Raw genomic sequence first — 25,678 nt, 5'->3', positions numbered from 1 at the left:
TCAGGCGCTCTTCAGGTTGAAGTTGCTGGTACTTTCTTTCGTGCATCGCAACACCTTATACGAAACGGTGTTGCACTTCAGATTTGAGGCCGCCCTCTCTATCGCTGTGGTGCATTTGATCCAGGTGGACGCCATTTACCGCGATTAGCGTCTATGGCTTATGCCATTTGTCCGGATGGATTGCCTACAGAAATGTTGTTACGGGACTCGACTGCGCCGCACAGTCGGCAACCGGCTTACGCCATCCCACAAGGCGACGGGAGGATCGGCGAGCGTAGATCCGCCGGCATGGCAGAACCGACGCACGAATGTCCGCGCGAAAGCATGGGCAACGGCTGCAAATGGCCCGGATTTTGCCGTCGCCCGATCAGACAGGTTTCAGCTCTTTCTGGAGGTTTTCGGCACAAATGGCGTGGGTATGTGCAGAACCTTCTCGCTTCCGCACTTTGGGCAAGCCGGATGAGCGTTTTCATGTTCAGCAAGATGCTCGGCATGTTCGAACATCTCACCGCACTTCTCACACCTGTACCGGTAAGTCGGCATGGCATTCCTCCAAAGAGAATCCCGCACGTCTGGCTGACCAGATACGTCTACGACGTCGGCAATAACCCATTCTAGTGCAGGAAAGTGCGAGAAACGCCTGCGTGCACCTCGCGCGCAGCGCTCATCGTATGGGGCAAATGTCAGTTTGCCCGTCGCCTACCAGCCGAAATACCTGCACGGCATCTTCCAATGTGGACGCCTGTTCTTGCATGCTGGCTGCCGCGGCTGCCACCTGCTCCACCAGGGCAACGTTCTGCTGGGTCATCTCGTCCATCTGCCCGATCGCGCGGTTGACTTCGCCGATGCCGGTACTTTGCTCGTTGCTCGCGTGGGTAATCTCACCCATCAAAGTGACCACACTATCGACAGCCGTGACGATTTCGGTCATGTCCCGGCCAGCCTGGTCGACCAGTTCGCCGCCTGCATTGACGTTGCCGACCGAGTCGGTGATCAGCGCCTTGATTTCCTTGGCGGCCATGGCGCTGCGTTGGGCCAGGCTGCGCACCTCGGCGGCGACGACCGCAAAGCCGCGTCCCTGGTCGCCGGCGCGTGCTGCCTCGACGGCCGCGTTCAAAGCCAGGATATTGGTCTGAAAGGCAATTGAGTCGATCATGCTAATGATGTCGACGATCTTGTGTGAACTGCCGCGGATCAACGACATGGTGGTCACCACATGCCCCACCACGGTGCCGCCTTTGACCGCGAGATCGGAGGCCGAGGCGATGTGTTGGTTGGCGTGCGAAGCGCGTTCGGCATTGGCGCGGACCATCGCCGTCAATTGTTCCATCGTCGATGCGGTTTCCTCGAGCGAGCCAGCCTGCGCCTCGGTGCGGGACGAAAGCTCCGCGTTGCCGGCCGCAATTTCGCGCGCGCCCAGCGCGATCATATCGGAGGCACGTCGGACGTTGCCGACTACCGAGGCCAAACCGACACTGATGCCGTTCATTGCCTGCATCAACTGGCCCAGTTCGTCGCGCCGGCTGACATGAACTTGCGCGGTCAAATCGCCGGCCGCGAGTTTTTCGGCGGCGGCCTTCGCTTCGAGCAGTTGCATGCCGAGACCGCGCCGGGTCGTCACGAAGACCAGCGCGCTGACCAGCAGCGCGCCGAGTAGCCCGAAGCCGATCACCCCGGTTTGCAGGAAAGCGGGCAACGCCGCTCCCGGGCTCGATCGGTCGGGGGGGATCACGGCCTCCAGCAGCCGAGCATAGCCCAGCAGAAGTACGGTATTGGCGGCCAGGGTAAGCAGCGCGAGTCTGGCTCCGATCGACAGGTTCCACACCTCACTGACGTCGAGGCCGACATACAGCGCGCCGATTATCTCGCCAGAACTGTCCCGGATCGGCTCGTACCGTGTCATGTATTGCTTGCCGAATAGCGTCGCGTAACCGGTGTAGGGTTGCCCGCCGCGCAGCATCCGATAGCCGGGATGCGAGCGGTCGAGTACCGTGCCCACGGCCCGCTCGCCGGTTTGCCTTTTGACCGAAGTGGCGACGCGCACGAAGTCGTCGCCAATTGCGACGAATAACGTGCCCGTCGCGCGGGTTTTGCCGGTGAAGTGGTCCACTTCGCCGTAGTTGAGGTTCAGCAGGGTGTTCCCGTTCAGCAGCCCGGGGGTCATGACACCGAGGATGTCGACACTGCTTGATTCGTCGCGTGAAAATGGAGCTGGAAAATACCCGGCGAGCGTTCGCGCGTGACGGCGCACCTGGGCCTTGAGCGGCAGCAGAGAGTACATGAAGTGAACCCCGTCGACTAAGTCAGCGAGCCGAATAAATCGGACGTTTTATTCTGAATTCATTAGACAGAATATTGCATCAGATGGCAATAGAGTGTGCTCGCTAATCTCAGCTCACTGAAAGGCGGCGCCAGGGCGAACCTCAAGAATATCGGCATGCGCCGTGGCGCTCCGCGCGGGTCATAGATGTTTGAACACGCCGAACGCCAGAGCACGCAGTTCTTCGAACTGCGTGACGAGTTCGACACACAAAATGAAGGCCAGCATTGCAGAAGGTCCCGGATGGCGTTCGATCCATCGCAGCGCCGGGGTCGCGTAGCGCGCGCGGATCGCATCTCGAGTCAGGACCAAGGTAATCACGATGCCCACGGCGCCCCCTACCAACAAATCGGTCGGATAGTGAAAGCCGAGATAGGCCCGCGGAAGGCAAATGAAGAGCGCGGTGTAGAGAAGCGCCAGCACGCCGATGCCCCGCCACACGAGGAAGATGCCGGTGGCGATGGCCATCCACAGCATGGCGTGATCGCTTGGGAACGAACTCCAGTCTGACAACTGCGCAGTCTGGGCCGCGCCGCTCGCGAACTGCAGATGAAGTTCGGCGCTATAGATGGGACGCACTCTAAAGGGCAACCAGTGAGCCAGCAGCCTTCCGACGAAGAGCGCCACGACACCGCTGAGAAGCGTCGCGAGAACTATTTCGCGCCGCCATTCGGCGCGCCCGTCTTGCTGAAACCAGATCCACCAAAGCAACGCAGTCAGTACCAGGCCTTTAAAGGTGTAGAGGTCGGCGATGGCTTGTATCGATTGGGTCGCGAAATGACCGAAGTGTATGCTGGACAGATATGTTTCGATGGTCGAATCGAAGCTGTTCATGCTCTTGTAATCAATATCTGCTAGTCGAAGCGGAACGTCAGAATAATTGAGGCAAGCGACAACCAATGAGGCGCAGACAACGTTTGCTAGCAATTTGCCCGTCCGAGGCGGTGTTCGCGGCATGCGCCGCCGCAGTGCGAAGCCAGGGCGGCCCGTTATGGCGCCCCCTTAACCCGCTCATGCGGATTCTCCACTCCCGCCATGCTCAGCGCCTCATGCAGCGTGCCGAAAATACAGCGCTCCTCGACGATCGGCGTGATTCCATGCCGATCCATATCCGAGCGCAAATAGCGATTCACCCGCGCAAAGACCACCTCGATCCCATTGCGCTTGAGCGCCGAGCACAACTCGCCCACCGAGCGCGCCGCCGAATAATCGACATCCGTAATCGCGCTCGCATCGACGACGAACCAGCGCACGGCGTTCGGTGCGTGATCGATCAGGCGGCGCGTATCGTCGACGAAAAAATGATCGTTCGCGTAGAACAGATCGGCGCCGAAACGATACACGATCAACCCCGGCGCGGTCTCCACGCCGGGCACCGCCGGCACCGGCACCCACATGCCGTCGCCGTTGGGCGCGAGCATCATCGTGTGGGGGCGGTAGCTGTGTCGCACGTGACGCAGCAACGACAACGCGACGGCGACCAGAATGCCGTGCTCGACGCCGATCAGCACGACCGCCGCCGCCGTGAACAACGCCAGCGCGAATTCGCCGGGACTTTCGCGGCGAATCGAAAAGAGCGACTGCAGATCGATCAGGCCGACCGCGATCGTAAACACGATGCTCGCGAGAATGCAGTGCGGCAGATACTGCAGATAGCGGCTGAAAAACAGCAGCACGACCACCACGACCGCCGCGAACACGAGCTGCGCGAACTGGCTGCGCGTGCCGGCGCGATCGGCCATCGCGGTCTGCGTCAGGCTGCCGTTGACGACGAACGCGCCGGAAAACGCCGCCGCCGCGTTGGCGGCCGCGATGCCGAGCAGGTCTGCGTTGGTATCGATCGGCTCGTGATAGCGGTCGGCGAACACCCGGCTCGCCGCGGCGCTTTGCGCGACGATCATCACGAAGCACGACGCCGCGACCGGCACGAGATCGAGCATCTGCTGCCACGTCACCGACGGAATCCGCAGCGGCGGCAATCCGCCCTCCACCGGTCCGAGGATGGAGATGCCGTGCGCGGCGAATCCGAACACATCGCTCGCGGCAATGCCCGCGACGACCGCGACCAACGGCACCGGCAGGCGCGGCCAGAAACGTTTGCAGACGAGAATCGCGGTCACCACGAGCAGCGAGATCGCCAGTGTCGGCCGATTGATCTGCGCGGCGTCGCTCACGACGAGCAGTAGTTGTTTCACGCTGCTCGCCGCATGTCCGGGCACGCCGAGCATGTCGCCGAGCATCGCGATGCCGACCTGCACGCCGACGCCCGCAAGAAAGCCGACCAGCACCGTACGCGACAGGAAATCGGCGAGAAAGCCGAGCTTGAAGATGCGCGCGACGAACAGCAACGCGGCCGTCAGCAACGCGACCATCGCCGCGAGCGCCGCATACTCGGCGCTCGACGCGGGCGCCATCGTCGAAAGACGACTCGCGAAGATCGTCGCGGTGGCCGAATCGGCGGCCACGACCAGATGCCGCGAAGCACCGAAGAACGCGAACGCGACGAGCGGCAGGAACACCGTGTAGAGCCCGGTGACGGCCGGCATGCCGGCAATGCGCGCATAGCCGAGGACCTGCGGAATATCCATCGACGCAAGCTGCACACCGGCCAGCGCATCGCGCGCCGCCGCAATCCGGCTCAAAGGAAGAACGCCCTTCAGCACGCTGGCACGCGCCGCCATTTTTTGCAGAGAATCTTGCATACGCGATGCTGACCTAAAACGAAAGTAATCGCGCATCGTGCCGCGAACCGGCGCGCCAAGGCAAGACTTATGGAAGGGAGAACGGGCTATTGACGAAAACGAAAACGAGAAAGCAAACCGAAAGAACGCAAACGATTGCTCCTTTCAAGCGCACAACGAACTAACGGACGTTAATCGCAAAGCGAAAATCTCCACGGCGCAGCCGCGGAAAAAAACGCGCGAAGAAGATCTACCGTTTGAATTGCCCTGTCTGCGGGTCCACATGGCGCGCGAAACCGAACAGCGCAGCAATGCAGATCGGACAGGCGATCAGAAAGATGACCAGCATCACACTCACCCCGTAACAACTTGTTACCGGGAAGTGTAAAGAAATTTGAAGTAAGTTTAATGAGGGAAAACCGCAAAGCACTATTGCGCAGGATTACGGGAGCCTTAAAAAAGATCGTCGATACATAAGTGAAAACGCGAATAGGCGCACCATGCCGCACGTCAAAACCCGCGCGGAAATATCCGTTGGACTTCAAGGAAACCCCCGCCGCGCATTGTTGGCAGCCGCGCCCCTAGTCCGCTCGCAGGTCTGCACACCGCCCGCATACGACAGCCGCCACGATTAGGCAAACCCTTCTACCGCTTTGCGCCGCGCGTATTTTTCTTCGGCATCGGCGCTGGTCCGACCGATTCGCGCATCGTCACGCTGAGCGGAAACTCGCGCAAGATCTCCCAGGTGGTGCCATAACACTGGTTGATGAGCCAGCGCACCGCGTTTTGCGTAAGTTCCCCGGTTGGAATATGCACCGACGTGAGCCCGGGCGCCGCGTAGGCGGCCGAGTAGTCGTCGTCGTAGCTGATCACGGAGATGTCGTGCGGCACCGAAATGCCCGCCTGGTGAAAGCGCGCGAGCACGCTGACCGCCATCGTGTCGTTCGCGCAGAACAGGCCGGTCACGCGTCGCTGCGTCTCGAGCAGCTTCTGCGCGGCCGCGTAGCCGCCTTCGGGCGAAAAGTCGGATTCGATCAGCGTGACGTCGTCGCGCGCAATGCCGGCTCGCGCGAGCTCGGCGAAAAAGCCGTCGATCCGCATCACGTTGTCCGATGCGGTAGCGGGCCCGGAAATCACCGCGATGTCGCGATGCCCGTGATCGAGCAGCGTGCGCGCCGCGAGTTCGCCACCGCGCCGATGATCTGCGCTGAACGACGCCTCGGGCAACTGCTCGAACGCGCGATTCAGGAACACCATCTTCGGATGCATGCCATGGAGCATGATCAGGTCTTCGTCATGCAGATCGTGGCTGATCACGACCACGCCATCGCAATCGCGGCCGATCAAAAAGCGCACTGCCTCGATCGCCTGCTCGCGCGGCGACACCTCGCCGCAACCGGTTGCGACCACGACATGGCGCCCCACCGCGCGCAGCTCGGTGTCGGTCTGCTTCAGGATCGTGCCGTAATAGGAACCAAAGAAGGTCGGCACGAAGATGCCGATGATGCCGAGCTGCTGCGTCGCCATCGCCCGGCCGATCGACGACGGGCGGAAATTCAGCGCCTCGATCGCCGCCTTCACGCGCGCCGCGGCATCGGCGGAAATCGGTCCCTTGCCGGAAATGGCTCGTGAGGCGGTCGACATGCCCACGCCGGCCAGTTCCGCGACGTCCTTGAGTGTTGCCACGCGGTTCTCCATCAAGCCTGTCTCGACGAGCCGCTTCGCGCGTGACGCGCCGCGGCGTTATAAGCGCGCGCCGCTCGCTTCGTCGAATAGCGAGACATGCGCGGCGTCGAACGAGAACGCCACGGTGTCATCCTCCGCAATCGGCGCCTTGGTCTGATCGATCGACGCGATCTGTTCGCCATGATAGTCGAGCCAGATCACGCGGTGGTTGCCCATCGGCTCCATCAGCGAAACTTTCGCGCGCTCGCTGGCGCCTTCCGTGATATGCACGTCTTCGGCGCGTACGCCGAGCACGCAGCGCACGCCCTGCGCGGGCGCCCCCTTGAACGCGTACGCCGACACGTCGATCCGCACCTGCCCAGTGCAAAAGTGAAGCGCGCCGTCGCGCGTCTCGAGCGTGCCCTTCAGCAGATTCATGGCCGGCGAGCCGAGGAAGGTCGCCACGAACAGATTGTTCGGCCGCGCATAGACCTCCGCCGGCGTGCCGAACTGCTGGATCACGCCGCCGCGCATCACGGCCATGCGCGTCGCGAGCGTCATCGCCTCGACCTGGTCGTGCGTCACGTAGATCATCGTCGCGCCCAGGCTGTGATGCAGTTGCTTCAGTTCGCGGCGCAGTTCGGTGCGCAGCTTCGCGTCGAGGTTCGACAGCGGTTCGTCGAACAGGAACACGTCGGCCTCGCGCACGATCGCGCGGCCGATCGCGACGCGCTGCCGCTGTCCGCCCGACAACTGCGACGGCTTGCGCTTGAGCAGCGGCCCCAGTTGCAGCATCTCCGACGCGCGGGCGACGCGCCGCGCGATTTCCGCCTTCGGCGTGCCGTTGATGCGCAGCGCGAACGACAGGTTGCGCTCGACGCTCATGGTCGGATACAACGCGTACGACTGGAACACCAGCGCGATGCGGCGATCCTTCGGATCGGCCCACGTCATGTCCTCGCCGGCGATCTCGATGCTGCCGTCGCTGACGTCGATCAATCCCGCGATGCTGTGCAACAGCGTGGACTTGCCGCAACCCGACGGCCCCAGCAGCACGACGAACTCACCGGCGAGCACGTCGAGATCGAGATTCTCGATCACCGTGTTCGAACCGAGGCGAATCGTCAGATTGCGGACCGCCACATTGGCTGGATGCGTGAGCGCCGCGGCGTCGGAGTCAACGTCAGCGCTTGCACCCGGCACGCCGGCCGCATCGGTCGCATTAGCCATGTTTGCCATGCCCTACCCCTTGACGGCGCCCGACGCAATGCCGCGCACGAACCAGCGGCCCGAAATGAAATAAACCGCGAGCGGCACCAGCGACGTCAGGATCGTCGCCGCCATATTGACGTTGTAGAGCCGCTCGCCGGTCGTCGTGTTGATGATGTTGTTCAACTGCACCGTCATCGGCAGATTCTTCGTGCCAGCGAACACGAGGCCCAGAATGAAGTCGTTCCAGATGTTCGTGACCTGCATGATCAGCGCGACGACGATGATCGGCGTCGACATCGGCAGCATCAGTTGAAAGAAGATGCGCCAGAAGCTGCCGCCGTCGATGCGCGCGGCCTTGAACAGCTCCTGCGGAATCGACGCGTAGTAGTTGCGGAACAGCAGCGTCATCACCGGCATGCCGAACATCGTATGGATCAGCACGATGCCCGGCAGCGAGCTGAACAGATGCACGCTCGCGAGCACGCGCACGAGCGGGTAGATCATGACCTGCACTGGAATGAACGCGCCGATCAGCAGCACGCCGAACAGCAGACCCGCGCCGCGTGGCCGCCAGAACGACAGCGCGTAGCCGTTCACCGCGCCGACCATGATCGACAGCACCGTGCTTGGCACGACGATACGCACCGAGTTCCAGAAGCCGACGCGAATGCCGTTGCAATCGAGCCCGGTGCAGGCCGACTGCCATGCGGCGCTCCACGCGTCGAGCGTGAAATGCATCGGCAAGCCGAGCAGATTGCCGAGGCGGATCTCGCTCATCGGTTTGACCGACGTGACCAGCATCACGTAGAGCGGCAGCAGAAAGAACACCGCCGCGGTGAGCAGAAACGCGTAGATGCCGAGCCGCGCCGGCGAGAACGCCGAGCGGCGGGGCCGCGTGCGCGCGCGATGCGGCATGCCGCCTTTGAGCGTGGAATCGAGCGTGTTCATCCTCTCTCCCCGCGCAGCGCCGCACGGCTGCGTGCATAGAAGAACGGCGCGAGCACCGCGAGCACCGTCGCCAGCAGCACGATCGATGCGGCCGACGCAAGGCCGATGTTCGCGCGCCCGAACAGATAGTCCATGATGAATTTGGCCGGCACTTCGCTCGCGGTGCCGGGGCCGCCCTGCGTCATCGCGACGACCGCGTCGTACAGCTTCACGACCATCACGAACAGCAGCACGAACGCGGTCGAGATCGATGGTCCGAGCATCGGCACCACGATGCTCGCGTACACGCGCCAGCGAGGAATGCCGTCGATGCGCGCGGCTTTCCACAACTCTTCGTCGATGCCGCGCAGGCCCGCGAGCAACAGCGCCATCACGAGGCCCGAAGCCTGCCACACGGTCGCGATCACGATCGTGTAGATGACCCAGTCCTGATCGACGATCCAGTCGAAGCGCGCATGCGCGAAGCCGAGATTGCGCAGCACCTGCTGCGCACCGAGCGCGGGATTCAGGATCCATTGCCACACGAGCCCGGTCGCGACGAACGACATCGCGTACGGATACAGAAACACCGTGCGCAACGCGCCTTCCGCGACCACGCGCTGATCGATAAAGATCGCCAGCAGCAAGCCGATCACCATGCACGCGATGATGAAACACGCGCCATAGATCACGATGTTCTGCAGCGACGTCAACCAGCGGTCGTTGTGAAAGAGCCGCACGTACTGCGTGAAGCCCACGAAGTCGTGCGACGGAAACGTGTGCGAATTGCTGAGCGACACGCGCGCGGTCCAGACCATCGTGCCCAGGTACGTGAACACGACGGTCAGGAGCATCGGCAGCAAGGCCAGCCAGACCGCGATCGAAAACCGCCGGTTCAGCGGCTTGTTTCGCGGTTTGGGGTGCGACTTGTCCTGTGGTTTCGAACCCTCGGCTGGCAGCTTGAGCGCGTGCATGGCGAGGCCTAGCCCTTCAACGCGCTGGCGAACGCTTTCTGCGCGTCGTCGACGGACTCGTTCTTGTTCCAGAAGTTCGTCACGACGTCAGTCAGCGCACCCTGCGTATCGGGCGACAGCAGCATTTCCGGATTCGGCAACTGGCGCGACTTGTCCTTCATGATCGCGATGCCCTCCTTGGCGCAGACGTCGAGGCTGCTTGCGTCGACGTCAGACCGGATCGGAATCGAGCCCTTCTTCGCGCTGAACGCGACCTGCGCGGACGGCGAGGTCATCACCGTGGCGAGCAGATTCTGCGCCTTGATCGCCGACGCGCTGTCGGTCTTCGGGAACACGAAGACGTCGCCCGCGACCAGATACGGCGAACGCGGACCGAAGCCCGGGAAGCAGCCGAAGTCCTTGCCCGCCGTTTGATTCGCCGCGACGAACTCGCCCTTCGCCCAGTCGCCCATGATCTGAACGCCGGCCTTGCCCGAAGTCACGAGCGCGGTCGCGTCGTTCCAGTTGCGGCCAGGCGAGCCCGGATCGACGAAATCGTGCAGCCGCTTGAACGACACGAGCACCTTCTTGAACGCATCGGAGTTCACCGCGTTCTGATCGTGATCGCGATAGACCTTCATATACAGGTCCGGGCCGCCCACATCGGCGAGCACCGCGTCGAACGTGATCTTCTCCTGCCACGGCTGGCCGCCGAACGCGAGCGGAATCACGCCCGCGCTCTTCAGCTTGCCGAGATCGGCGATGAATTCGTCGTAGCTTTTGGGCTCGCTCGCGATGCCCGCTTTCTGGAACACCGGCTTCGAGTAGAAGAACCATGCGGGCATATGAATGTCGACCGGCGCCGCGTAGAAATGGCCCTTCACGCGGATACTGTCGAGAATCGACTGCGGGAAAATGCCGTTCCAGTTTTCTTTCGCGGCGACGTCGTCGACGTTATTCAGGAGTCCCTGGTCGATCAGATCGTGAAACTGCTTCGACGTATTGAACTGGGCGGCGGTGGGTGGATCACCGCCGACGATCCGGTTGATCGCGGTGGCGCGCGCCTGATCTCCGCCGGCGACTGCGTTGTCGACCCATTGGCCGCCGGCCTTGTCGTACGCGACGGCAAACTGCCGAATCGCGGCCGACTCGCCGCCCGAGGTCCACCAGTGAATCACGTTAGCCTTGAGCGGTTCCGCATGCGCGACGACGCCATACAGCGCCAGTGCCGCAACTACGCCTCGCAAGACCATTCTGTTGCTGTTCATTCCGTCTCCTCCAGGCTCAGTGCCCGTGTGTCAAGTCGAAATACCAATCAGCTCCACCCGGTTTTACATCGTTGCTGCGTCGTTTTAATTGTGTTTATTGCGCTTGCGCGTTGCGATCTTCCAGGAATTTCGACACCAGCTCCGCGCTGCGCTTGACCGTACGCTTCTGCGTTTGGTAGTCGACGTGCACGATGCCGAAGCGCCGCTCATAGCCGAAAGCCCACTCGAAGTTGTCCATCAGCGACCACAGGAAATAGCCGCGCACGTCGACGCCCGCCTTGATCGCCTGATCGACCGCGGCGAGATGGCGCTTCAGGAACGAGATGCGCTGCGTGTCCTCGACGCGGCCGTCGATCACCTTGTCGTCCGATGCCATGCCGTTCTCGGTGATGTAGATCGGCGGCAGATTGGCATAGGTATCCCTGAAACCGGTCAACAGATCGCGAAGACCGTCAGGGTAAACCTCCCAGCCCATCTGCGTGCGCTCGACACCCTCGAGCGGCACCTCCTTGAAACCGTGCCCACCATCGCTCGCCACGTTGGTGCGGAAATAATAGTTGATGCCGAGAAAATCGAGCGGCGTATTGATCGTCCGCATGTCGCCTTCGAGTACGAGCGGCTCGCTGCCAGGCCACAACTCGAACAGGTCTTGCGGATACTCGCCCTTGAACAGCGGATCGAGAATCCACGCGTTGTGCTGAACTTCGAACAGCTCGGCCGCGCGACGGTCGGCGGCGCTGTCGCTATTCGGCGTGCCGCGCCCGACATTCGCGACGATGCCCTTGTGCGAGCGCGGATCGTTCACGCGCAGCACCGGAATCGCGAGACCGTGCGCGAGCAGCAGATGATGCATGGCCTGCGCGGCGAAACGCAGGTTCGAGAGTCCCGGCGCGTGATGGCCGTTGCCGTAGCCGAGGTACGCCGAACACCACGGCTCGTTGAGCGTCGCCCACGCATCGACGAGGCCGTGCAGCTCGCGGCTCATCAGATCCGCGTAATCGACGAAACGGTACGCGGTTTCGCGATTGAGCCAGCCGCCGCGATCCTCGAGATGCTGAGGCAGATCCCAGTGATAAAGCGTGACGAAAGTCGTGATGTTCTTCTCTTTGAGCCGTCCGAGCAGGCGCTTGTAGAAGTCGAGCCCCTTGCGGTTCGGCGTGCCGTTTTCGTCCATCACACGCGGCCATGCGGTCGACAGCCGGTACGCTTCGAGGCCGAGGCCCGCGAGCAGGTCGACGTCCTGTTCCCAGCGATGATAGTGATCGCACGCGACGGCGCCAGTGTCGCCGGCCAACACCTTGCCCGGTGTGGCCGAGAACGTGTCCCAGATCGACGGCAGGCGGCCGTCTTCGTTGACCGCGCCTTCGATCTGATACGACGCGGTGGCCGCGCCGAGCACGAAATCCTGGCGCCACAGCGACGAATCGGCGGGCGGTGTGAATGGATCGGAATGCGGTTCGCCGTGAGCGGTTGGACGGGCGGCGTCGATGACTGCGGATGCGTCGTTTACCACGGATTCTCTCCTGCCAATGAGGTCGTTGAACCGGGTGTGGTGGAGCTCGAGGCGCTGGCGTTCGAACTTACTGCGAACGCTTAAGTGGAAGCGCTTCCACACTGTCCAGCGAACGATAGCAGCGGGGAAATCGGCGCAGCAATCCGGGTTTGTCTGGAGGGGTTTCTGGCATGCGTGCAAGGATGATGCGGCGCGCATCGAGGTTGTCCGACTGCAACGGACAGTTGCGGCTTCCGACGAAAATCCCTGGCAGCCGTGCAACGCAAAGTCTCGGATCGCCGACAATCAGCTTATCCACTGAAGCATGGAAGACGATTGCGATGAGCGAATTCAATCTGTCGGAACTCTACCGCGGCTATATCGCCTGCCTGAACACGCAGGACTGGTCAAAGCTGCGAGACTTCGTTGGCGAAGACGTGAAGTACAACGGCCAACGAATCGGTTTGTCCGGCTATCGCGAGATGCTGGAAAGAGACTTCCGCGAAATTCCCGACCTGCACTTCGAGATTCAGATGCTGGTTTGCGAGCCGCCACATATCGCAAGCCGATTGCATTTTGACTGCACACCCATCGGCTTGTTACTTGGGCTTCCCGTGCAAGGAAAACGGGTGGAGTTTTCCGAGAACGTCTTCTACGAGTTTGGTGACGGCAAGATCCAGCAAGTCTGGTCGGTCATCGATAAAGCCGCGATCGAGAGTCAGTTGTAGCGGCTCAGGGACACGCCGCGCTCAAACGCTTCGCGCGGCAATTCTGCCATGTGGGGAAATGCCGCGGTTATCAGAAACGCCCGCATTTCACTTCGATTCTTTTTATCGGGCGAATGCGCTCGTCTATGGCTCGTCGTCCTCGCGATCGGGGTCGACGTCGGGATCGAGCGGCGGCTCATCCGGGTCCTGCGATGGACCGACGTCGGGCAGATCCGTCTGCACGACGTCGGACTGATCCGGGCGGATCGGGTTTTCGTCCTTGTTCGGTGTGGTTGCCATGGCCGGTCCTCCTTAGGTCGTTGCCATGCTGAAGCGGCAGCAAGTTGCGCTCCCGATCCAGACGCGGCCATGCCCTGTCCGGTCACAAATCGAAGCCCATTTGCGCACGGCCAAGCTCGGTGAGATCGTCTGGCGTCGCGCGGCCGACGAAATCGACTTCGAAATGATCGGCCGGAAAATCCGGCGGGCTCCTGCCTTCGAGAAAGCCCGGCAGTTGCCGCTTCAGATACGCATCGTTCTTCGCGCAGCCCGGCAGCGAAGCGATATACATCACGTTGCTATAGCCGTTGCCGCGATGCGCGTCCTCGACCGCGTGAATGACGTCGCTATGCCAGAACACGGTGTCGCCCGCCTGCATCAGCGGAATCGACGACAGCGCATGAAACAGCGGCGCGTGATAGTCGGACTTGATCGACAGCGCGCGCCCCGGCGTCGCTCCGCACAGATCGTCTTCGGCGACATCATCCTGAAGCGCGCGCAACAGGATGTAGACCATCGAGTTCGCCATTGGCACCAACTGCAGCGTGCCGTCGCCGGGGCCCTGCGGCGTCAGCGCGGTCCAGCCTTGAAACGTGCGGAACATCGAGCAGACGGCCGGCGATGCGATCTCCTCGACTTCGGTTCGCCACGCGGCGTCGAACGGATCGTAGTCGCGCCAGTGGCCCGAGAACACATGGCGATAGACCTTGCGGAAGTTCGGCTCGATCCAGCGCTCCACCGAACCGCCGTCGCAATGCGCCGACAACCCGAGCGATTCCGATCCGGGCGGCCGACGGCGCAGGCGGTCCGCATACACCGGCACATGGTTCGGATCGAAATGCACGCGCCCTTCGCTTTCGGTGCGCCACAGCCGGTTCAGGAACACGCGGGCCTGCGTGAGCTCGGTCGATTGCCGCGCGAGCACCTGCGGTTTCGACCAGTACACACCGTAGATTTGCGGCTTGCTCGAGGCGAGCTGCCCAAAGTACCTGTCTTCCGCGCGATTCTGCAGCTTTGCGTCGAGGTCGTTGCGCTCGACGTAGTCGGCGATGTCCTGATCCCATTGCTCGACGAGCGACCGGTCGAACACCTTGCGGATCACACAGGCGCCGCGAGCTTTGACGAGCGCGATCTGCTCGTCGGTGACCCGGTTCGCCACGATGTCGGCGAACTGGATTTCCGGAATGACCGGCTCGCCGCGCTCACGCAGCGTCGCGATTCGCTCCGCCTCCTTCGTCATCGCCGCTTCGACGTCGGCGAACACGTCGCGGTAGTTCGGCAGCATCGCGCGCAGTTCGCGCTTCGCTTGACGGATGGCTGCCGGCAGGTCGTCGATTTGCAAGGCCATTGCATCGTCTCCATGTGGTTTCTGATGCTTGAAGCGTACGCGAACGATCGCCGCCTGCGTGATACTATCCGGTCAAAGATTTGACGATTTCGGACATGAAAGCCGCTTTTGAACATGTGGATTTTAGCCGGGACTGTTCGGTCAGGGTTTACCACCGCCGGCTGCCCCGCATCCCTTTCGAATGGCACCACCATCCCGAGTACGAGCTGACGCTGACGATGAACAGTCAGGGCAAGCGGTACATCGGAGACTCCGTCGCGACCTACGGCGCGGACGATCTGGTGCTGGTGCCGCCGAATCTGCCGCACACTTGGTCCTCGAACCGTTCGATCGACGCGGCGCACCCGCAGGTCGCGATCGTCGTATGGTTCGACGGCGCGTGGGTGCGGCGACTCGCCGATGTCTGCCCCGAATACAACGGACTTTGCGACCTGTTGCGCAGAGCGGCCTGCGGCCTCGCGTTCGAAGACGGTGCCGGCACACGCATGCGCGAACACCTCGACCGCCTGCTGTCCGACAAACCGCGCGAACGCTTGCAGGCGGCGCTCGATGTACTGGATCTGCTGTCGGCGCTGCCCGCCACGCCGCTCGCGTCCCCAAGCGCATTCGACGCGCGAACCGGCACGCCGACTGGCCACGAATCCGATCAGATCAATCGCGTGCTCGCGTTGATCGAAACACAGTTCGCGTACCCGCTTCGGCTTTCCGCGCTGGCCAAGGCGTCGGGGCTTTCCGAGCGCTCGTTGACGCGCCATTTCACGCAGCATCTTGGCGAGAGCGTCGGGCGCTACCTGACGCGCGTACGAATCGGCCACGCATGCCGGATGTTGACCGATACGCAAGCGCCGATTTCCGTCATTGCGACGCGCTCCGGGTTCGCAAACGTCGCGAATTTCAACCGGCAATTCAAAGCCGCCAAGGACATGACGCCGGTTGAATTCAGGCAGCAGTTCGCGGGCGCGCGGCGGGCGGAGCAACAGATGTCGCCAATGCTCACCGAGCGCTCGCCTTCTCTGCGGAGACTTCGCAACAAAGGAGACGGCAAGCGGATGTCTCGGCCCGCGCGTGCAGGCCGGCAGTCCGAATGACCGGACTACCCGGCGAGCAATCCCTGCAGGCGCCAGACATTTTTTGCACGTCCGGGGGAGTACTTGCAGCAAGGGTGGGGCCAGGGATTTTATGGCGCAGACTATGCGCTGGCGGCGAAATTTCAACGCGACGGCAACGCGCGGCTGGTCGACTGCAATACCCGACTCTGGAGGCACTCCATGAACGAACAAGCGATACGTGAAGCCTTGAACGCACACTGGCGAGCGTCGGCGGACGGCGATCTCGACGCCGAACACGCTATCTACGCCGACGATGCGATCTGCGACTATCCCCAATCAGGCGAGCGAATTCATGGACGAACCAATTTGCAGGCTCTGCGCGGCCATCATCCCGGCAAGCCATCGGGTTTCGCGATCAGGCGAATTCAAGGCGAGGGCAATCTGTGGATCACCGAGTACACGATCAACTATCAGGGGCGCATCGCTTACACGGTCAGCGTGATGGAGTTCCGCGAAGGCAAGGTCGTCCACGAGACGCAGTATTTTGCTGATCCGTTCGAGGCACCGGATTGGCGGAGTCAATGGGTTGAGCGGACCGCGTGAAAAAACGCGCGGCGGCCGTGTAGGACCAAGGTCCGATTGATGACAAACGCGCGCATGCGACTATGCTTCGAGGGGGCTGAAGCCCGAACTTGACGAGGTTCGCTATGCGGCAGGCCAAGATCGTTATCGTCGGCGCGGGGCTGGTCGGGGGATCGGCAGCGCTGTTCGTGGCGTTGGCCATTCCGAGTGCGAAAGTCGTCATGATCGATGTCGCGCGGGTGCGCGCTGAGGGACAGGTTCTCGATCTCGCCCACGCCGCGGCATTCTGGGGGCACAGCCGTTTTCGCGCAGGGGACTACGAAGACGCGCGTGACGCCGACATCGTCGTGATCACGGCCGGCGCCGGCGTCAAACCCGGCGAGACTCGCCTGCACCTTGCCAGAACCAATGCGGACATCGCGACCGAAATCGTCGGGCGGATCGCGCCGCTCGCGCCCGACGCCATCTATCTGATCGCGACCAACCCATGCGACGTGCTGACCGGCGCTGTTTACGACCAACTGCGTTGCGAGCGCGAGCGCGTCATCAGCACGGGAACCTCGCTCGATACCGGGCGGCTGCGCTCCCTGCTGTCCGAGCGGCTCGGCGTGGTGGCCTCCGCGATTCACGCCTATGTGCTCGGCGAGCACGGCGAATCGGCCGTGATCCAGTGGTCCGCCGCAACGGTCTGCGGCATGCCCCTCGAAACCTTCCTGACGCGCAACGGCAAGGAGCTGGGCCCCGCCAGCAGGGATCTGATCCTGCGCTCCGTCCACGAGGCGGCGAAGCTCATCAAGGAAGGCAAAGGCGCCACCCATTACGGCATCGCCAGCGCGATAGGAAGGATCTGCGAGGCCATCGTGCACGACACCGATCTGATTCTCACGGTTGGCATCGTCCAGCCCGAAGTGGAAGGCGTACCGGACGTGTGCGTGTCGCTGCCAATGGTCGTCAATGGCGCGGGCGCGCGGTTGATCGCCTATCCGGAACTCGACCCTATCGAGCGCGAGACCTTGCTAGGTAGCGCGCGCATCGTCAAGGACGCGACGGAAAGGGTGCTCCACGAGCGGTGACGCCTTCCCGCGCACTCCGACAATACCCAACCACGCCGGCACGAGGTCCATCATGGCTCCTACACCTGCCAAGGTTTCACGGCCCACCAGCTCGCCTCCCGCCACGCCGAAGCCCTCGGTCGGACTGCCGGCCGGCGTCTGGAAATATCTGGTACCGATCGCGGTCGGCGTCGCGCTGTGGTTTCTGCCCGCGCCCGCCGGCCTCCAGCCGAAGGCGTGGCATATGTTCGCCGTGTTCGTCGCGACCATTGCCGGCATCATGACCGCCCCGCTGCCGATGTCGGTGGTTGCCATCATCGGCTCGACCATTGGCGTGCTCGTCGGCGTTCTGTCGTTTGCCGACGTCACCAAATCCACCGGCACCGACCTCGTATGGCTCGTGATGCTCGCGTTTTTCATTTCACGCGGCGTGATCAAGACCGGCCTTGGCCGCCGGATCGCGCTTCTGTTCATGCGATTGCTGGGAAAGCGAACGACGGGGCTCGGCTACGGGCTCGTGTTGACCGAACTCGTGATCTCCCCCGCGATGCCGAGCATCACCGCGCGCGCGGGCGGCGTGATGTTGCCGATCACGCGAGCCATCTCCGAAGTGCTGGGCAGTCACGCCGACGATCCGGAATCACGCGTGAAGGTGGGACGCTACCTGATTCTCTGCGCCTTCCACGCGAACATCATCACGGCGGGCATGTTCATCACGGCAATGGCGGGCAATCCGCTGGCGGTCAGGCTGGCCGCGGACCAGGGCGTGTCGATCAGTTGGCTCGACTGGGCGGTGGCGGCGTCGATCCCCGGTCTGCTGTGCCTCGCCGTGATTCCGATCGCCATGCTGTGGATCGCCCCGCCGCAGGTCAGACGCACCCCCGATGCCACCGACCTCGCGCAACGAGAGCTCACGACGATGGGGCCCATCTCGGTCAAAGAAATCATCATGGCGTGCATCTTCGTCGGCTTGCTGGTGCTATGGGTGTTCGGCGACGATCTCGGCGTCGGCGCGACGCTCGCGGCGGCGATCGGCGTTTCGTTGCTGTTCATCAGCGGCGTGCTGACCTGGCAGGACGCGCTGAACGAGAAGTCCGCCTGGGACACGATGATCTGGATCGGCCTGCTCATCATGCTGGCCTCCAAGCTCAACGAATATGGCATGGTGAGCTGGTTCGGCAAGGAATTCGGCGCGCATCTCGCGGGCTTTCCGATGCTGGCGGTCTATATGATGGTGGCGGCGATCTACGTTTACATTCACTACTTTTTCGCCAGCGCCACCGCGCATATCAGCGCGCTGTTTCCGCTCTCCATGGCACTGATGGTCGCCGCCGGCGTCCCGCCCTTCGTCGCCGCAGTCTCACTCGGGATTCTGAGCAATGTGAACGGCTGCCTGACGCAATATGGCATCGGCTCCGGTCCCGTCATGTTCGGCGCGGGCTACGTGACCCAGGGCGAATGGTGGAAGGCGGGATTTTTGATGAGCCTGTTTTACATGGTGGCCTGGCTGGTCGTTGGGCCGCTTTGGTGGAAGGTGCTGGGGCACGTATGAGAGATTCGCGCCGGAGCAAGATGGAGCGCAACGTTCCAGATCGAGTCTGATTGGATAACATAAGGCCGCGAAACTTCGCTTGCAGATGCTGTATCGTGAGCGCCTACGCCCTTGCATAGGTCCACGATCTCCGTCCAGACGTCTCAGATGATTCCGCTCCACCGCAATCCAGCTTTCTATCAGCTCCTTGCCGACAGCTACGCCCAGCGGCTTGGTCGTCCGCTGGTGCCGCAGGCCATGCCCGTGGACGAAGCAACCGAATGGCTCTACGAGAGTGCCCCATTCGCGGTACTCGCGCACAACACCGATCCCGACCCGCTCTTTATTTACGGCAACAAGGCCGCACAGCGCCGCTTTGGATACAGCTGGGATGAAATCACCCGACTGCCGTCCCGACTCTCAGCCGAGGCCCCTAACCGCGAGGAGCGGCAGCAATTCCTGGCACGCGTCCAGCGGCTGGGCTACGAGGCGGGCTACAAGGGCGTGCGTGTCACTAAGTCCGGCCAGCGCTTCATGATCGAAGAAGCCACGCTGTGGCAACTTCGCGACGCGGACGGCAAACTGCACGGCCAGGCCGTTGTCATCCCGCGGACGCGCGACATCTGATCTCATGCCAACGGTTGATGCGTGAGCCTACTGCCGCGAAACCACGAGACGAGATACCCGCGACGAAGACCTTTGTGGGGTCGATCTGATAGCGCTGAACTTTTTTTGTGATCGTGGACGTGGCCGATCCGGCATCCGCGATGGGGCTCGAGGTGGCGGCTAACGCTGTTGCCTGTGCAGATGCTGCCGGTCCACTTGCATCCGTACTGGCCGAATCGCCACCGCCACGCATCCGAGGAGACCGATCGCTGACACGGTTGCCGACGCTAACCGTTGGCCTAACGTCATCGTCATCATGGTCGAACTGCTCATCGTTCACAGCGAGTCGCAGCAGTAGGGGCGAATGAGCGAGATTGCGGCTCGGCCAAAGCAGTGCCTTTAGGTGGCAGCAGAGGCCTACTTGATTGCCTTGCTTGTCGGCGTCACGCGCGGATCGTCGCACAGTCGCTGGCAGCCCCCCGTGCATAACGGCATGAGACCCACGCTAAGCTGTAGATATCCACTGCGCCCAGTGCTATCTTTTGGATAAGGCAATTTCTCCAGATGAGAGTCAACATATATATATTGCGGCTTTATACCAAGTTCAATCAAAAATTCTTTTAGCAGCTTACCCCGCGACTCTGCCAGTTCTTTAGCATTGGCTTCCCCAACGTAAGCGTTTGCGACGATTTGGGCTTGAATCTCAACATTGGGCCATTGCCGGGCATTCAATACCATGCTCACCATTTTTAGACGGTAGGTGTTTGGAATTCCTTGGTAGTTCAGTGGAACGCTTTCGGTCAAATCTTCTGATATCGTGCAAGCCATCAATTGCTGCGATACAGCAAAAGAGAATGCAAAAAAAACGGATAAAATAAATTTTTTGATCATATTACCAAATCTTCCTTTCGGAAAATTCACTGAGGGTATCAAAATGGGCAATATAGCACGCGAAATTGTCTGCATTCCTGCATGCCCCCTCTGGATCAGTTTGCGCCCAATAACCAATACCAGGTCCAAAACCATAAACTACATCGTCTGAATCGAATGTATCGACATAGTGCGTACATTCATGAATCAAGATTTTCAACTTGCAATTTGTCGAAACATCAACATCAGGAAGGGTACAAAAATGTGGATAGATTGCGATTATTCTACGTGCCGAGTCCGGCTTGCATACTGCCGCATCGTTGCCCCCTCTATCGGGAGCTATTGCACACGAAATCTGCATGCCCTTCTGTTCGTCCCACCGAATGATCTTCTCGGGTTTTAGCTGCTGCATCGCGGTTGCCAGCCTGGGCAGGCCGAAACTCAATCGATTGTGGATAAATTGATCGCTCCGGCCAAACCAGCGTTTCACCCGGTCTTGCGTCGGCTTATCCCACCGCGCAACATCAGCAATACGCTCATTTATGAGAACCAACGCTGTGTCTCGCAAACGCATTATTAGCTTTCGAAACTCGGCGTTGCTCATATTTTCACATATTGGCAACGTATTGATTACGACATTGGATATTGAACCAGGAGTTGTATTGGTAATGGCTGTGCCGACCTCGGTCCATTCTTCATTCTCGTCGGTCTTGAGGTATTGGCTATGTTTGCTCAAAAAGTCATTTGTCATCTGTTCTCCCATAATAAAAGACTTAACTGCTGTCCGCCGCTATGACCCGGCAACATCGATAAAAAGCTGCTTTGCGTTACCTGTTGAAACACGCTGGGTGCGCCCTGAGCATCCGTGACGCCTTTCGCAAGGACCCTCGAACCGACGCGTATGCGGTAACGCACCCGCCTGTCGCTTGCCCGTGGAGTCTCTTAACTCGAACTGCTCATTGAACCGTTTGGGGGCACGCTCGCGACAATCGCACGCCCATGCGTAACCCAGGGCTTCGGCCATGTCGTAACCGTTTGAATACGACTTCAGCCTATCGAACGGAAACCATTCGCCGGTTTCGGCGTTCAGCGCCATGGCGAACGGCATTGGCGGGAAGTTTGTGTAGATTGAATAGGTGATACGGCAAAGCTGGCACTCTTCCTTGCCGCCGGTTTCATCCTGTTTCCGCTGTCCCATTTGACCTCTTCTGATTTTACAGAAAACACCCGACGAATTAACCATCTAAAGGGGGCTCGGTCAACGACATTAATTTGAGATTAAAATTTTTTGACAAAAATTCACGATGAACTCGGGCATCTCATTTTTAAGCTCATCTTTCGGATGAGTCTCTTTTACATGGTCGCATGGCTGGTTGTTGACCCGCTCGGGTGGAAAATGCTGGGCATATATGAATGATTCGCGCCGAGTCTCGGGATGCATCGAACGTGGGCATCGCCGCACTATTCACACGATGTCGCCACCGGAACTCTGCCGCCCAACTCGTCGAAATGAGTCGATCTGAAAAGCGATGGAGCCGATCTTCAATGCACCTTCGGTGGTCGACAGGAATCCGACCGTGCGCCGTCGAAAGCTCGGAACGCTCGTTCGGAGTTCGACCGGCCGGGCCCTGTCACAGCAATGGCTTGTCGGAGAACTCGATGGCTACGAACACTTTAGTGTGGTGATGGTTTCGGTTCCGGAGATCGACTATCTCGATCTGTCGACGAGAGGGCCACGCGTGGCACGACCATTGGATCGCGCCGTGAACGAAGCTTGCACGTTGTCACCCTCTACTTACCGCCGTCTTCAATCCCCCGCCGATCATCCCTGGAAACCGCCAGTCTCGAAGGTTCCCCGATCATAAGCTTCGCAATAAGCCTTCCAGTCCGCCGCGACCTGCGCCTCACACTGCGTCGCAAGATCGATCAACGGCAGTTGCCAATCGCGCCGACTGCCAAACGCGATCAGATCGTCTGCGATCGCCGACTTCTGCCGCCCTCCGCTGCGCAGATGCGCCCACGCGCTCAACTCGGCCATGCTGTTGATCACTGCCTCGAGCCGCGGCAGCTTGCCGTCCCAGTCGGCAAGCGCGACGCGATCTTCCGATGGCTGCAAACTCCGCAGCACATAGGAGCGCTGGTTGAATTCCACCGCGTGCAAAAAGGCCTGCGAGACCGCCTGATTGCGCCGCTGCACTTCGACGACACGCTGTGCCTCGGTCTGCCACTTCGGCTGCGTCGCCGTCACGTGCGCACTCACTGATGACGGCAGCGCCTCTTTCAAATCGATCAGGTAGTTGCCATCGGGCGAGCCCTTGCCCTCGACCAGAATCACATAGCGATCGACACCGAGGCTGCCCGTCCCCGCAATGCGGCGCGCGACATCGAGCGAGCGGTAGAACTCGGGATTCGGCTCCGTCACCGCAAACTGCTGCATGAACTGCGCGACCGCGGCACGCTGTTCATCGCTGACGGGCAGCGCTTTCTTGCCGTCGACCTTCAGCATGCGCGTTTTGCCCTTGAGCACCGTGCGACGGTCCAGATGCGCGGCGCGCGTGCGGCTCGCGAGCGCGACGAACAGATCGCGCACCATGCCGGTCGCGGTCTCCGCTTCGATCCAGCGCGACTTGCCGTACGCGAGCGCGGCGCCGTAGGCATCGAGAGCGGTGTGGCACAGCGCGAGCGCTTCAGCGCGGCTCAGCTTCAGGTTGGCCGCGCCGACCAGCACGCTCGTCAACAGACGCACGAGCTCGTACGGAACCGGCGCGAGACAGGCTTCGTCGAAGTCGTTGTTGTCGAAGTAGACGAGGCGATTGTCGCCCTTGTAGCTGCCGAAATTTTCGAGGTGCATGTCGCCGCAGATCCACACGTGCGGCGCGTCGTCGAGTACGTTCGCGCGCGGCAGACGCGCATAGAACAGATGGCAGGTACCGCGCAGAAACACGAACGGCGAGCCGCGCATGGCTTTGTATTTCATCGCGAGTCGTTCGGGGTCCCGCCCGGCGTTGAAGTTGGCAATGATCTTTGCGATATCGGACATAGCGGGTTCCGTTGAATGGGCAAGCTCGACGTGAGCTCCATGCCTGCTGCTGTGACCTCGGGGCGTGCCGCGAATTCAATGCGCGTTCAACCCGGATGCAGTGACGTGGCTGTCGTTGCTTGTCGCGGCAGTGGCGATCGGTGGGCTGCTTGCCTACGGGTATCGCCAGTGGGCGTGCTCGACAGGCTCGAACTTTGAGTTCTATGCGCCGTTGTTGGCGTTCAACGCGACCGCGCTCCTGTTGCTGACGAACGCGCTATGTTGGTTCGAATACATGTCCAATGTCATCAATGTGTCGCATCCATTGTGCTTACGATCCGCTGGACTGGGCTTTTCCAGCGACCTCCGTCGCCATACTCGCCTTCTTGATGAGCGGGACGCGCTACGCGATAGCCAGCCATCGGCGCTCGCTCGCCTGGTCAGGTCGTCGCCGCGGTGAGCAAGGTGATTGCATCGCCCGGCCCCCCTCACCCCTCTCCACCGAACCTGCGCCGATACGCCCCCGGACTCGTCAACGCGATCCGGCGAAAATGCCGCCGCAACGACTCCTCCGACCCGAACCCCGCCAGCTCGGCGACGCGCGCTATCGGCAGCGGCGTCGCGGCTTCGAGCAACTCACGCGCAAGCGCGACGCGCTCCCTGACGAGCCATTCATAAGGCGCCATGCCGGTCGCGTCGCGGAACTGCCGTTGCAGCGTGCGCGGGCTCATCGCCGCGCGCCCGGCGAGCGAGCGCAGCGTATGCGGCTCGGCCGCATGGCTGCGCACCCAGTCCATCAGCTTCGCGATACGTCCGCTTTCGTCGGGCGGCATCGGGCGCGGCACGAACTGCGCCTGGCCACCCTCGCGATGCGGCGGCACCACGAGCCGTTGCGCGACGCGATTCGCGACCGCGCCGCCATGATCGCGCCGCACCAGATGCAGCAGCATGTCGAGCCCGGCCGCCGATCCCGCCGACGTGATCACCTGCCCTTCATCGACATACAGCGCGTCGGGCTGCACTCGCAGTTGCGGATAGCGCTGCTGCAACTTGTCCGCGTAGCGCCAGTGGGTCGTCACGCTCTTGCCGTCGAGCACGCCGGCCGCCGCGAGCACGAACACGCCCGAGCAGATCGAGCAGAGCCGCGCGCCACGCTCGTAAGCCGCGCGAAGCTTGCGCAGCAGCGCGGCCGGCGGCACCTCGTCGGCATCGCGCCAACCCGGAATTACGATCGTGTCGGCGCTCGCGAGCAGCTTCAGCGTGTAGGGCGCGGCCAGCGTGATGCCGCCCGCCGCCCGGATCGGACCGGGCTCGCTCGCACAGACCGCGAAGCGATACCACGGCACGCCGAGTTCGGGACGCTCGAGTGCGAACAGTTCGGTCACGCAGCCGAATTCGAAGGTGCAAAGCCGGTCGTAGGCCAGCGCGACGACGAGATGATTGTGCATGGCGCAATGTTACCGAAGATTGACGATCACGCCACTTACCGGGCGACCCGCCGCTCGTCACAATCGACCGTGCCTGAAACGCGCGCGCCCCACCACCCGATCAACTCACCCCTGCTGCCATGACTCACGACAACCTCACCACCGTCCCGAACGCCGTCACCGCGATCCCCGCCGCCGACAGCGCCGCCGCGCTCGCGCACTTCCAGGCGTCGCTGCGCTTCGAAACCGATTGCACCGACGTCCACGCCGCGCTCGCGAGCGGCGCGCCCGGCTTCGTGCTGCTCGACGTGCGCAGTCCCGCGCTGTTCGCGCAGGGCCACGTGCCGGGCGCGCTGAATCTGCCGCACGGCAAGATCGTCACGTCGAAGCTCGCGGCTTATGCGCCGGACACGCTGTTCGTCACCTACTGCGCGGGCCCGCACTGCAACGGCGCGGCGCGCGGCGCACTGCGGCTCGCCCAGTTGGGCCGGCCCGTCAAGCTGATGGCGGGCGGCGTCACCGGCTGGCTGGACGAAGGCTTCCCGCTGAGCCGCGAGGACGCCGATCCGCCGTCCGATCCACGCTCCGATGCATAGCGTGACTCGCAATCCGACACGCGTTCCAGCGCGGCATCCGCCGCCGTCCGCGCGCCGGTTTTGCCCCCTGTTCGCAAATCGCAAATAAGTTGAA

Annotated in this window: 26 protein-coding genes; 8 read left to right on the top strand and 18 right to left on the bottom strand. The window is 61.8% G+C overall.

Annotated elements, in window-relative coordinates; all coding sequences use genetic code 11:
• Nucleotides 1–378: 378 nt before the first annotated feature.
• The 11 genes from HDG32_RS34085 to HDG32_RS34035 form a co-directional block, all read right to left on the bottom strand.
• Nucleotides 379–504, bottom strand: a complete 126-nt coding sequence (locus HDG32_RS34085; protein WP_409340077.1) for a zinc ribbon domain-containing protein — start codon at nt 502–504, stop codon at nt 379–381.
• A gap of 160 nt (nt 505–664) precedes the next feature.
• Nucleotides 665–2,281: a methyl-accepting chemotaxis protein gene (locus tag HDG32_RS34080; RefSeq protein ID WP_184074022.1), complete on the bottom strand. Its 1,617-nt coding sequence runs from the start codon at nt 2,279–2,281 to the stop codon at nt 665–667.
• Nucleotides 2,282–2,461: 180 nt separating this feature from the next.
• Nucleotides 2,462–3,154 (bottom strand): phosphatase PAP2 family protein, encoded by a 693-nt coding sequence (locus tag HDG32_RS34075; RefSeq protein WP_184074020.1) that lies wholly within the window; start codon nt 3,152–3,154, stop codon nt 2,462–2,464.
• A 155-nt stretch (nt 3,155–3,309) separates the two neighbouring features.
• Complete coding sequence (locus HDG32_RS34070; RefSeq protein ID WP_184074018.1) at nt 3,310–5,022, bottom strand: SulP family inorganic anion transporter; 1,713 nt, start codon at nt 5,020–5,022, stop codon at nt 3,310–3,312.
• Between the two features lie 624 nt (nt 5,023–5,646).
• Complete coding sequence (locus HDG32_RS34065) at nt 5,647–6,699, bottom strand: substrate-binding domain-containing protein (protein ID WP_184049508.1); 1,053 nt, start codon at nt 6,697–6,699, stop codon at nt 5,647–5,649.
• A 45-nt stretch (nt 6,700–6,744) separates the two neighbouring features.
• Nucleotides 6,745–7,905: an ABC transporter ATP-binding protein gene (locus HDG32_RS34060; protein WP_184074016.1), complete on the bottom strand. Its 1,161-nt coding sequence runs from the start codon at nt 7,903–7,905 to the stop codon at nt 6,745–6,747.
• Nucleotides 7,906–7,908: 3 nt separating this feature from the next.
• The gene (locus tag HDG32_RS34055) at nt 7,909–8,826 is read right to left on the bottom strand and encodes a carbohydrate ABC transporter permease (protein WP_184074014.1); all 918 of its coding nucleotides are present in this window, start codon (nt 8,824–8,826) and stop codon (nt 7,909–7,911) included.
• A complete protein-coding gene (locus HDG32_RS34050) occupies nt 8,823–9,779 on the bottom strand; it encodes a carbohydrate ABC transporter permease (protein ID WP_184040305.1) in 957 nt (318 codons plus the stop codon). The genes HDG32_RS34055 and HDG32_RS34050 overlap by 4 nt, the downstream gene beginning before the upstream one ends.
• An 8-nt stretch (nt 9,780–9,787) precedes the next feature.
• The gene (locus tag HDG32_RS34045) at nt 9,788–11,026 is read right to left on the bottom strand and encodes an ABC transporter substrate-binding protein (protein ID WP_184074012.1); all 1,239 of its coding nucleotides are present in this window, start codon (nt 11,024–11,026) and stop codon (nt 9,788–9,790) included.
• Between the two features lie 94 nt (nt 11,027–11,120).
• On the bottom strand, nt 11,121–12,539 hold the full coding sequence (locus tag HDG32_RS34040) for a GH1 family beta-glucosidase (protein ID WP_184074010.1): 1,419 nt from the start codon (nt 12,537–12,539) through the stop codon (nt 11,121–11,123).
• A 67-nt stretch (nt 12,540–12,606) separates the two neighbouring features.
• On the bottom strand, nt 12,607–12,873 hold the full coding sequence (locus tag HDG32_RS34035) for a hypothetical protein (protein WP_184074008.1): 267 nt from the start codon (nt 12,871–12,873) through the stop codon (nt 12,607–12,609).
• Between HDG32_RS34035 and HDG32_RS34030 the strand changes: the two genes are divergently transcribed.
• Nucleotides 12,860–13,246 carry an ester cyclase gene (locus HDG32_RS34030; protein WP_184040317.1) on the top strand — a complete coding sequence of 129 codons (387 nt, stop codon included), beginning with the start codon at nt 12,860–12,862 and terminating at the stop codon, nt 13,244–13,246. The two genes, HDG32_RS34035 and HDG32_RS34030, sit on opposite strands and share 14 nt — an antisense overlap.
• A 123-nt stretch (nt 13,247–13,369) precedes the next feature.
• Here the strand turns inward: HDG32_RS34030 and HDG32_RS34025 are convergent, their stop codons facing one another.
• Both HDG32_RS34025 and HDG32_RS34020 read right to left on the bottom strand, forming a co-directional pair.
• A complete protein-coding gene (locus tag HDG32_RS34025) occupies nt 13,370–13,525 on the bottom strand; it encodes a hypothetical protein (RefSeq protein WP_184074006.1) in 156 nt (51 codons plus the stop codon).
• Between the two features lie 82 nt (nt 13,526–13,607).
• Nucleotides 13,608–14,852, bottom strand: a complete 1,245-nt coding sequence (locus tag HDG32_RS34020; RefSeq protein WP_184074004.1) for a DUF1479 domain-containing protein — start codon at nt 14,850–14,852, stop codon at nt 13,608–13,610.
• A gap of 95 nt (nt 14,853–14,947) precedes the next feature.
• On the opposite strand from HDG32_RS34020, the gene HDG32_RS34015 reads away from it, so the two are divergent.
• The 5 genes from HDG32_RS34015 (at nt 14,948) to HDG32_RS33995 (ending at nt 19,693) form a co-directional block, all read left to right on the top strand.
• Complete coding sequence (locus tag HDG32_RS34015) at nt 14,948–15,940, top strand: AraC family transcriptional regulator (protein WP_184074002.1); 993 nt, start codon at nt 14,948–14,950, stop codon at nt 15,938–15,940.
• 180 nt (nt 15,941–16,120) lie between these two features.
• Nucleotides 16,121–16,504, top strand: coding sequence for a nuclear transport factor 2 family protein (locus HDG32_RS34010; protein ID WP_090810122.1), 384 nt, complete (start codon nt 16,121–16,123; stop codon nt 16,502–16,504).
• A 104-nt stretch (nt 16,505–16,608) separates the two neighbouring features.
• Nucleotides 16,609–17,556 (top strand): lactate/malate family dehydrogenase, encoded by a 948-nt coding sequence (locus tag HDG32_RS34005; protein WP_184074000.1) that lies wholly within the window; start codon nt 16,609–16,611, stop codon nt 17,554–17,556.
• Nucleotides 17,557–17,608: 52 nt separating this feature from the next.
• Nucleotides 17,609–19,087 (top strand): DASS family sodium-coupled anion symporter, encoded by a 1,479-nt coding sequence (locus HDG32_RS34000; RefSeq protein ID WP_184065364.1) that lies wholly within the window; start codon nt 17,609–17,611, stop codon nt 19,085–19,087.
• Nucleotides 19,088–19,234: 147 nt separating this feature from the next.
• Nucleotides 19,235–19,693, top strand: coding sequence for an MEKHLA domain-containing protein (locus HDG32_RS33995; RefSeq protein WP_184073998.1), 459 nt, complete (start codon nt 19,235–19,237; stop codon nt 19,691–19,693).
• 396 nt (nt 19,694–20,089) lie between these two features.
• Here HDG32_RS33995 and HDG32_RS33990 read toward each other — a convergent pair whose 3' ends face one another.
• The 4 genes from HDG32_RS33990 to HDG32_RS33975 form a co-directional block, all read right to left on the bottom strand.
• On the bottom strand, nt 20,090–20,563 hold the full coding sequence (locus HDG32_RS33990) for a hypothetical protein (protein WP_184073996.1): 474 nt from the start codon (nt 20,561–20,563) through the stop codon (nt 20,090–20,092).
• A gap of 1 nt (nt 20,564) precedes the next feature.
• Nucleotides 20,565–21,293 (bottom strand): M35 family metallo-endopeptidase, encoded by a 729-nt coding sequence (locus HDG32_RS33985; protein WP_184073994.1) that lies wholly within the window; start codon nt 21,291–21,293, stop codon nt 20,565–20,567.
• A gap of 39 nt (nt 21,294–21,332) precedes the next feature.
• On the bottom strand, nt 21,333–21,740 hold the full coding sequence (locus tag HDG32_RS33980) for a hypothetical protein (RefSeq protein WP_184073992.1): 408 nt from the start codon (nt 21,738–21,740) through the stop codon (nt 21,333–21,335).
• Between the two features lie 624 nt (nt 21,741–22,364).
• Nucleotides 22,365–23,582 carry a DUF2252 domain-containing protein gene (locus tag HDG32_RS33975; RefSeq protein WP_184073990.1) on the bottom strand — a complete coding sequence of 406 codons (1,218 nt, stop codon included), beginning with the start codon at nt 23,580–23,582 and terminating at the stop codon, nt 22,365–22,367.
• Between the two features lie 100 nt (nt 23,583–23,682).
• Between HDG32_RS33975 and HDG32_RS33970 the strand changes: the two genes are divergently transcribed.
• Nucleotides 23,683–24,021, top strand: coding sequence for a hypothetical protein (locus tag HDG32_RS33970; RefSeq protein ID WP_260336694.1), 339 nt, complete (start codon nt 23,683–23,685; stop codon nt 24,019–24,021).
• A 28-nt stretch (nt 24,022–24,049) separates the two neighbouring features.
• Here HDG32_RS33970 and ftrA read toward each other — a convergent pair whose 3' ends face one another.
• Entirely contained in the window at nt 24,050–25,009 is a 960-nt protein-coding gene (ftrA, locus tag HDG32_RS33965; RefSeq protein WP_184073988.1) for a transcriptional regulator FtrA, read from the bottom strand.
• A gap of 119 nt (nt 25,010–25,128) precedes the next feature.
• On the opposite strand from ftrA, the gene HDG32_RS33960 reads away from it, so the two are divergent.
• A complete protein-coding gene (locus HDG32_RS33960) occupies nt 25,129–25,584 on the top strand; it encodes a rhodanese-like domain-containing protein (RefSeq protein ID WP_090806430.1) in 456 nt (151 codons plus the stop codon).
• Nucleotides 25,585–25,678: the final 94 nt, after the last annotated feature.

The organism is Paraburkholderia sp. CI2, from assembly GCF_014201055.1.
GTDB lineage: Bacteria > Pseudomonadota > Gammaproteobacteria > Burkholderiales > Burkholderiaceae > Paraburkholderia > Paraburkholderia tuberum.
Note: the sequence above shows the minus strand (reverse complement) of the source record. Positions and strands in the feature narration are given on the sequence as shown.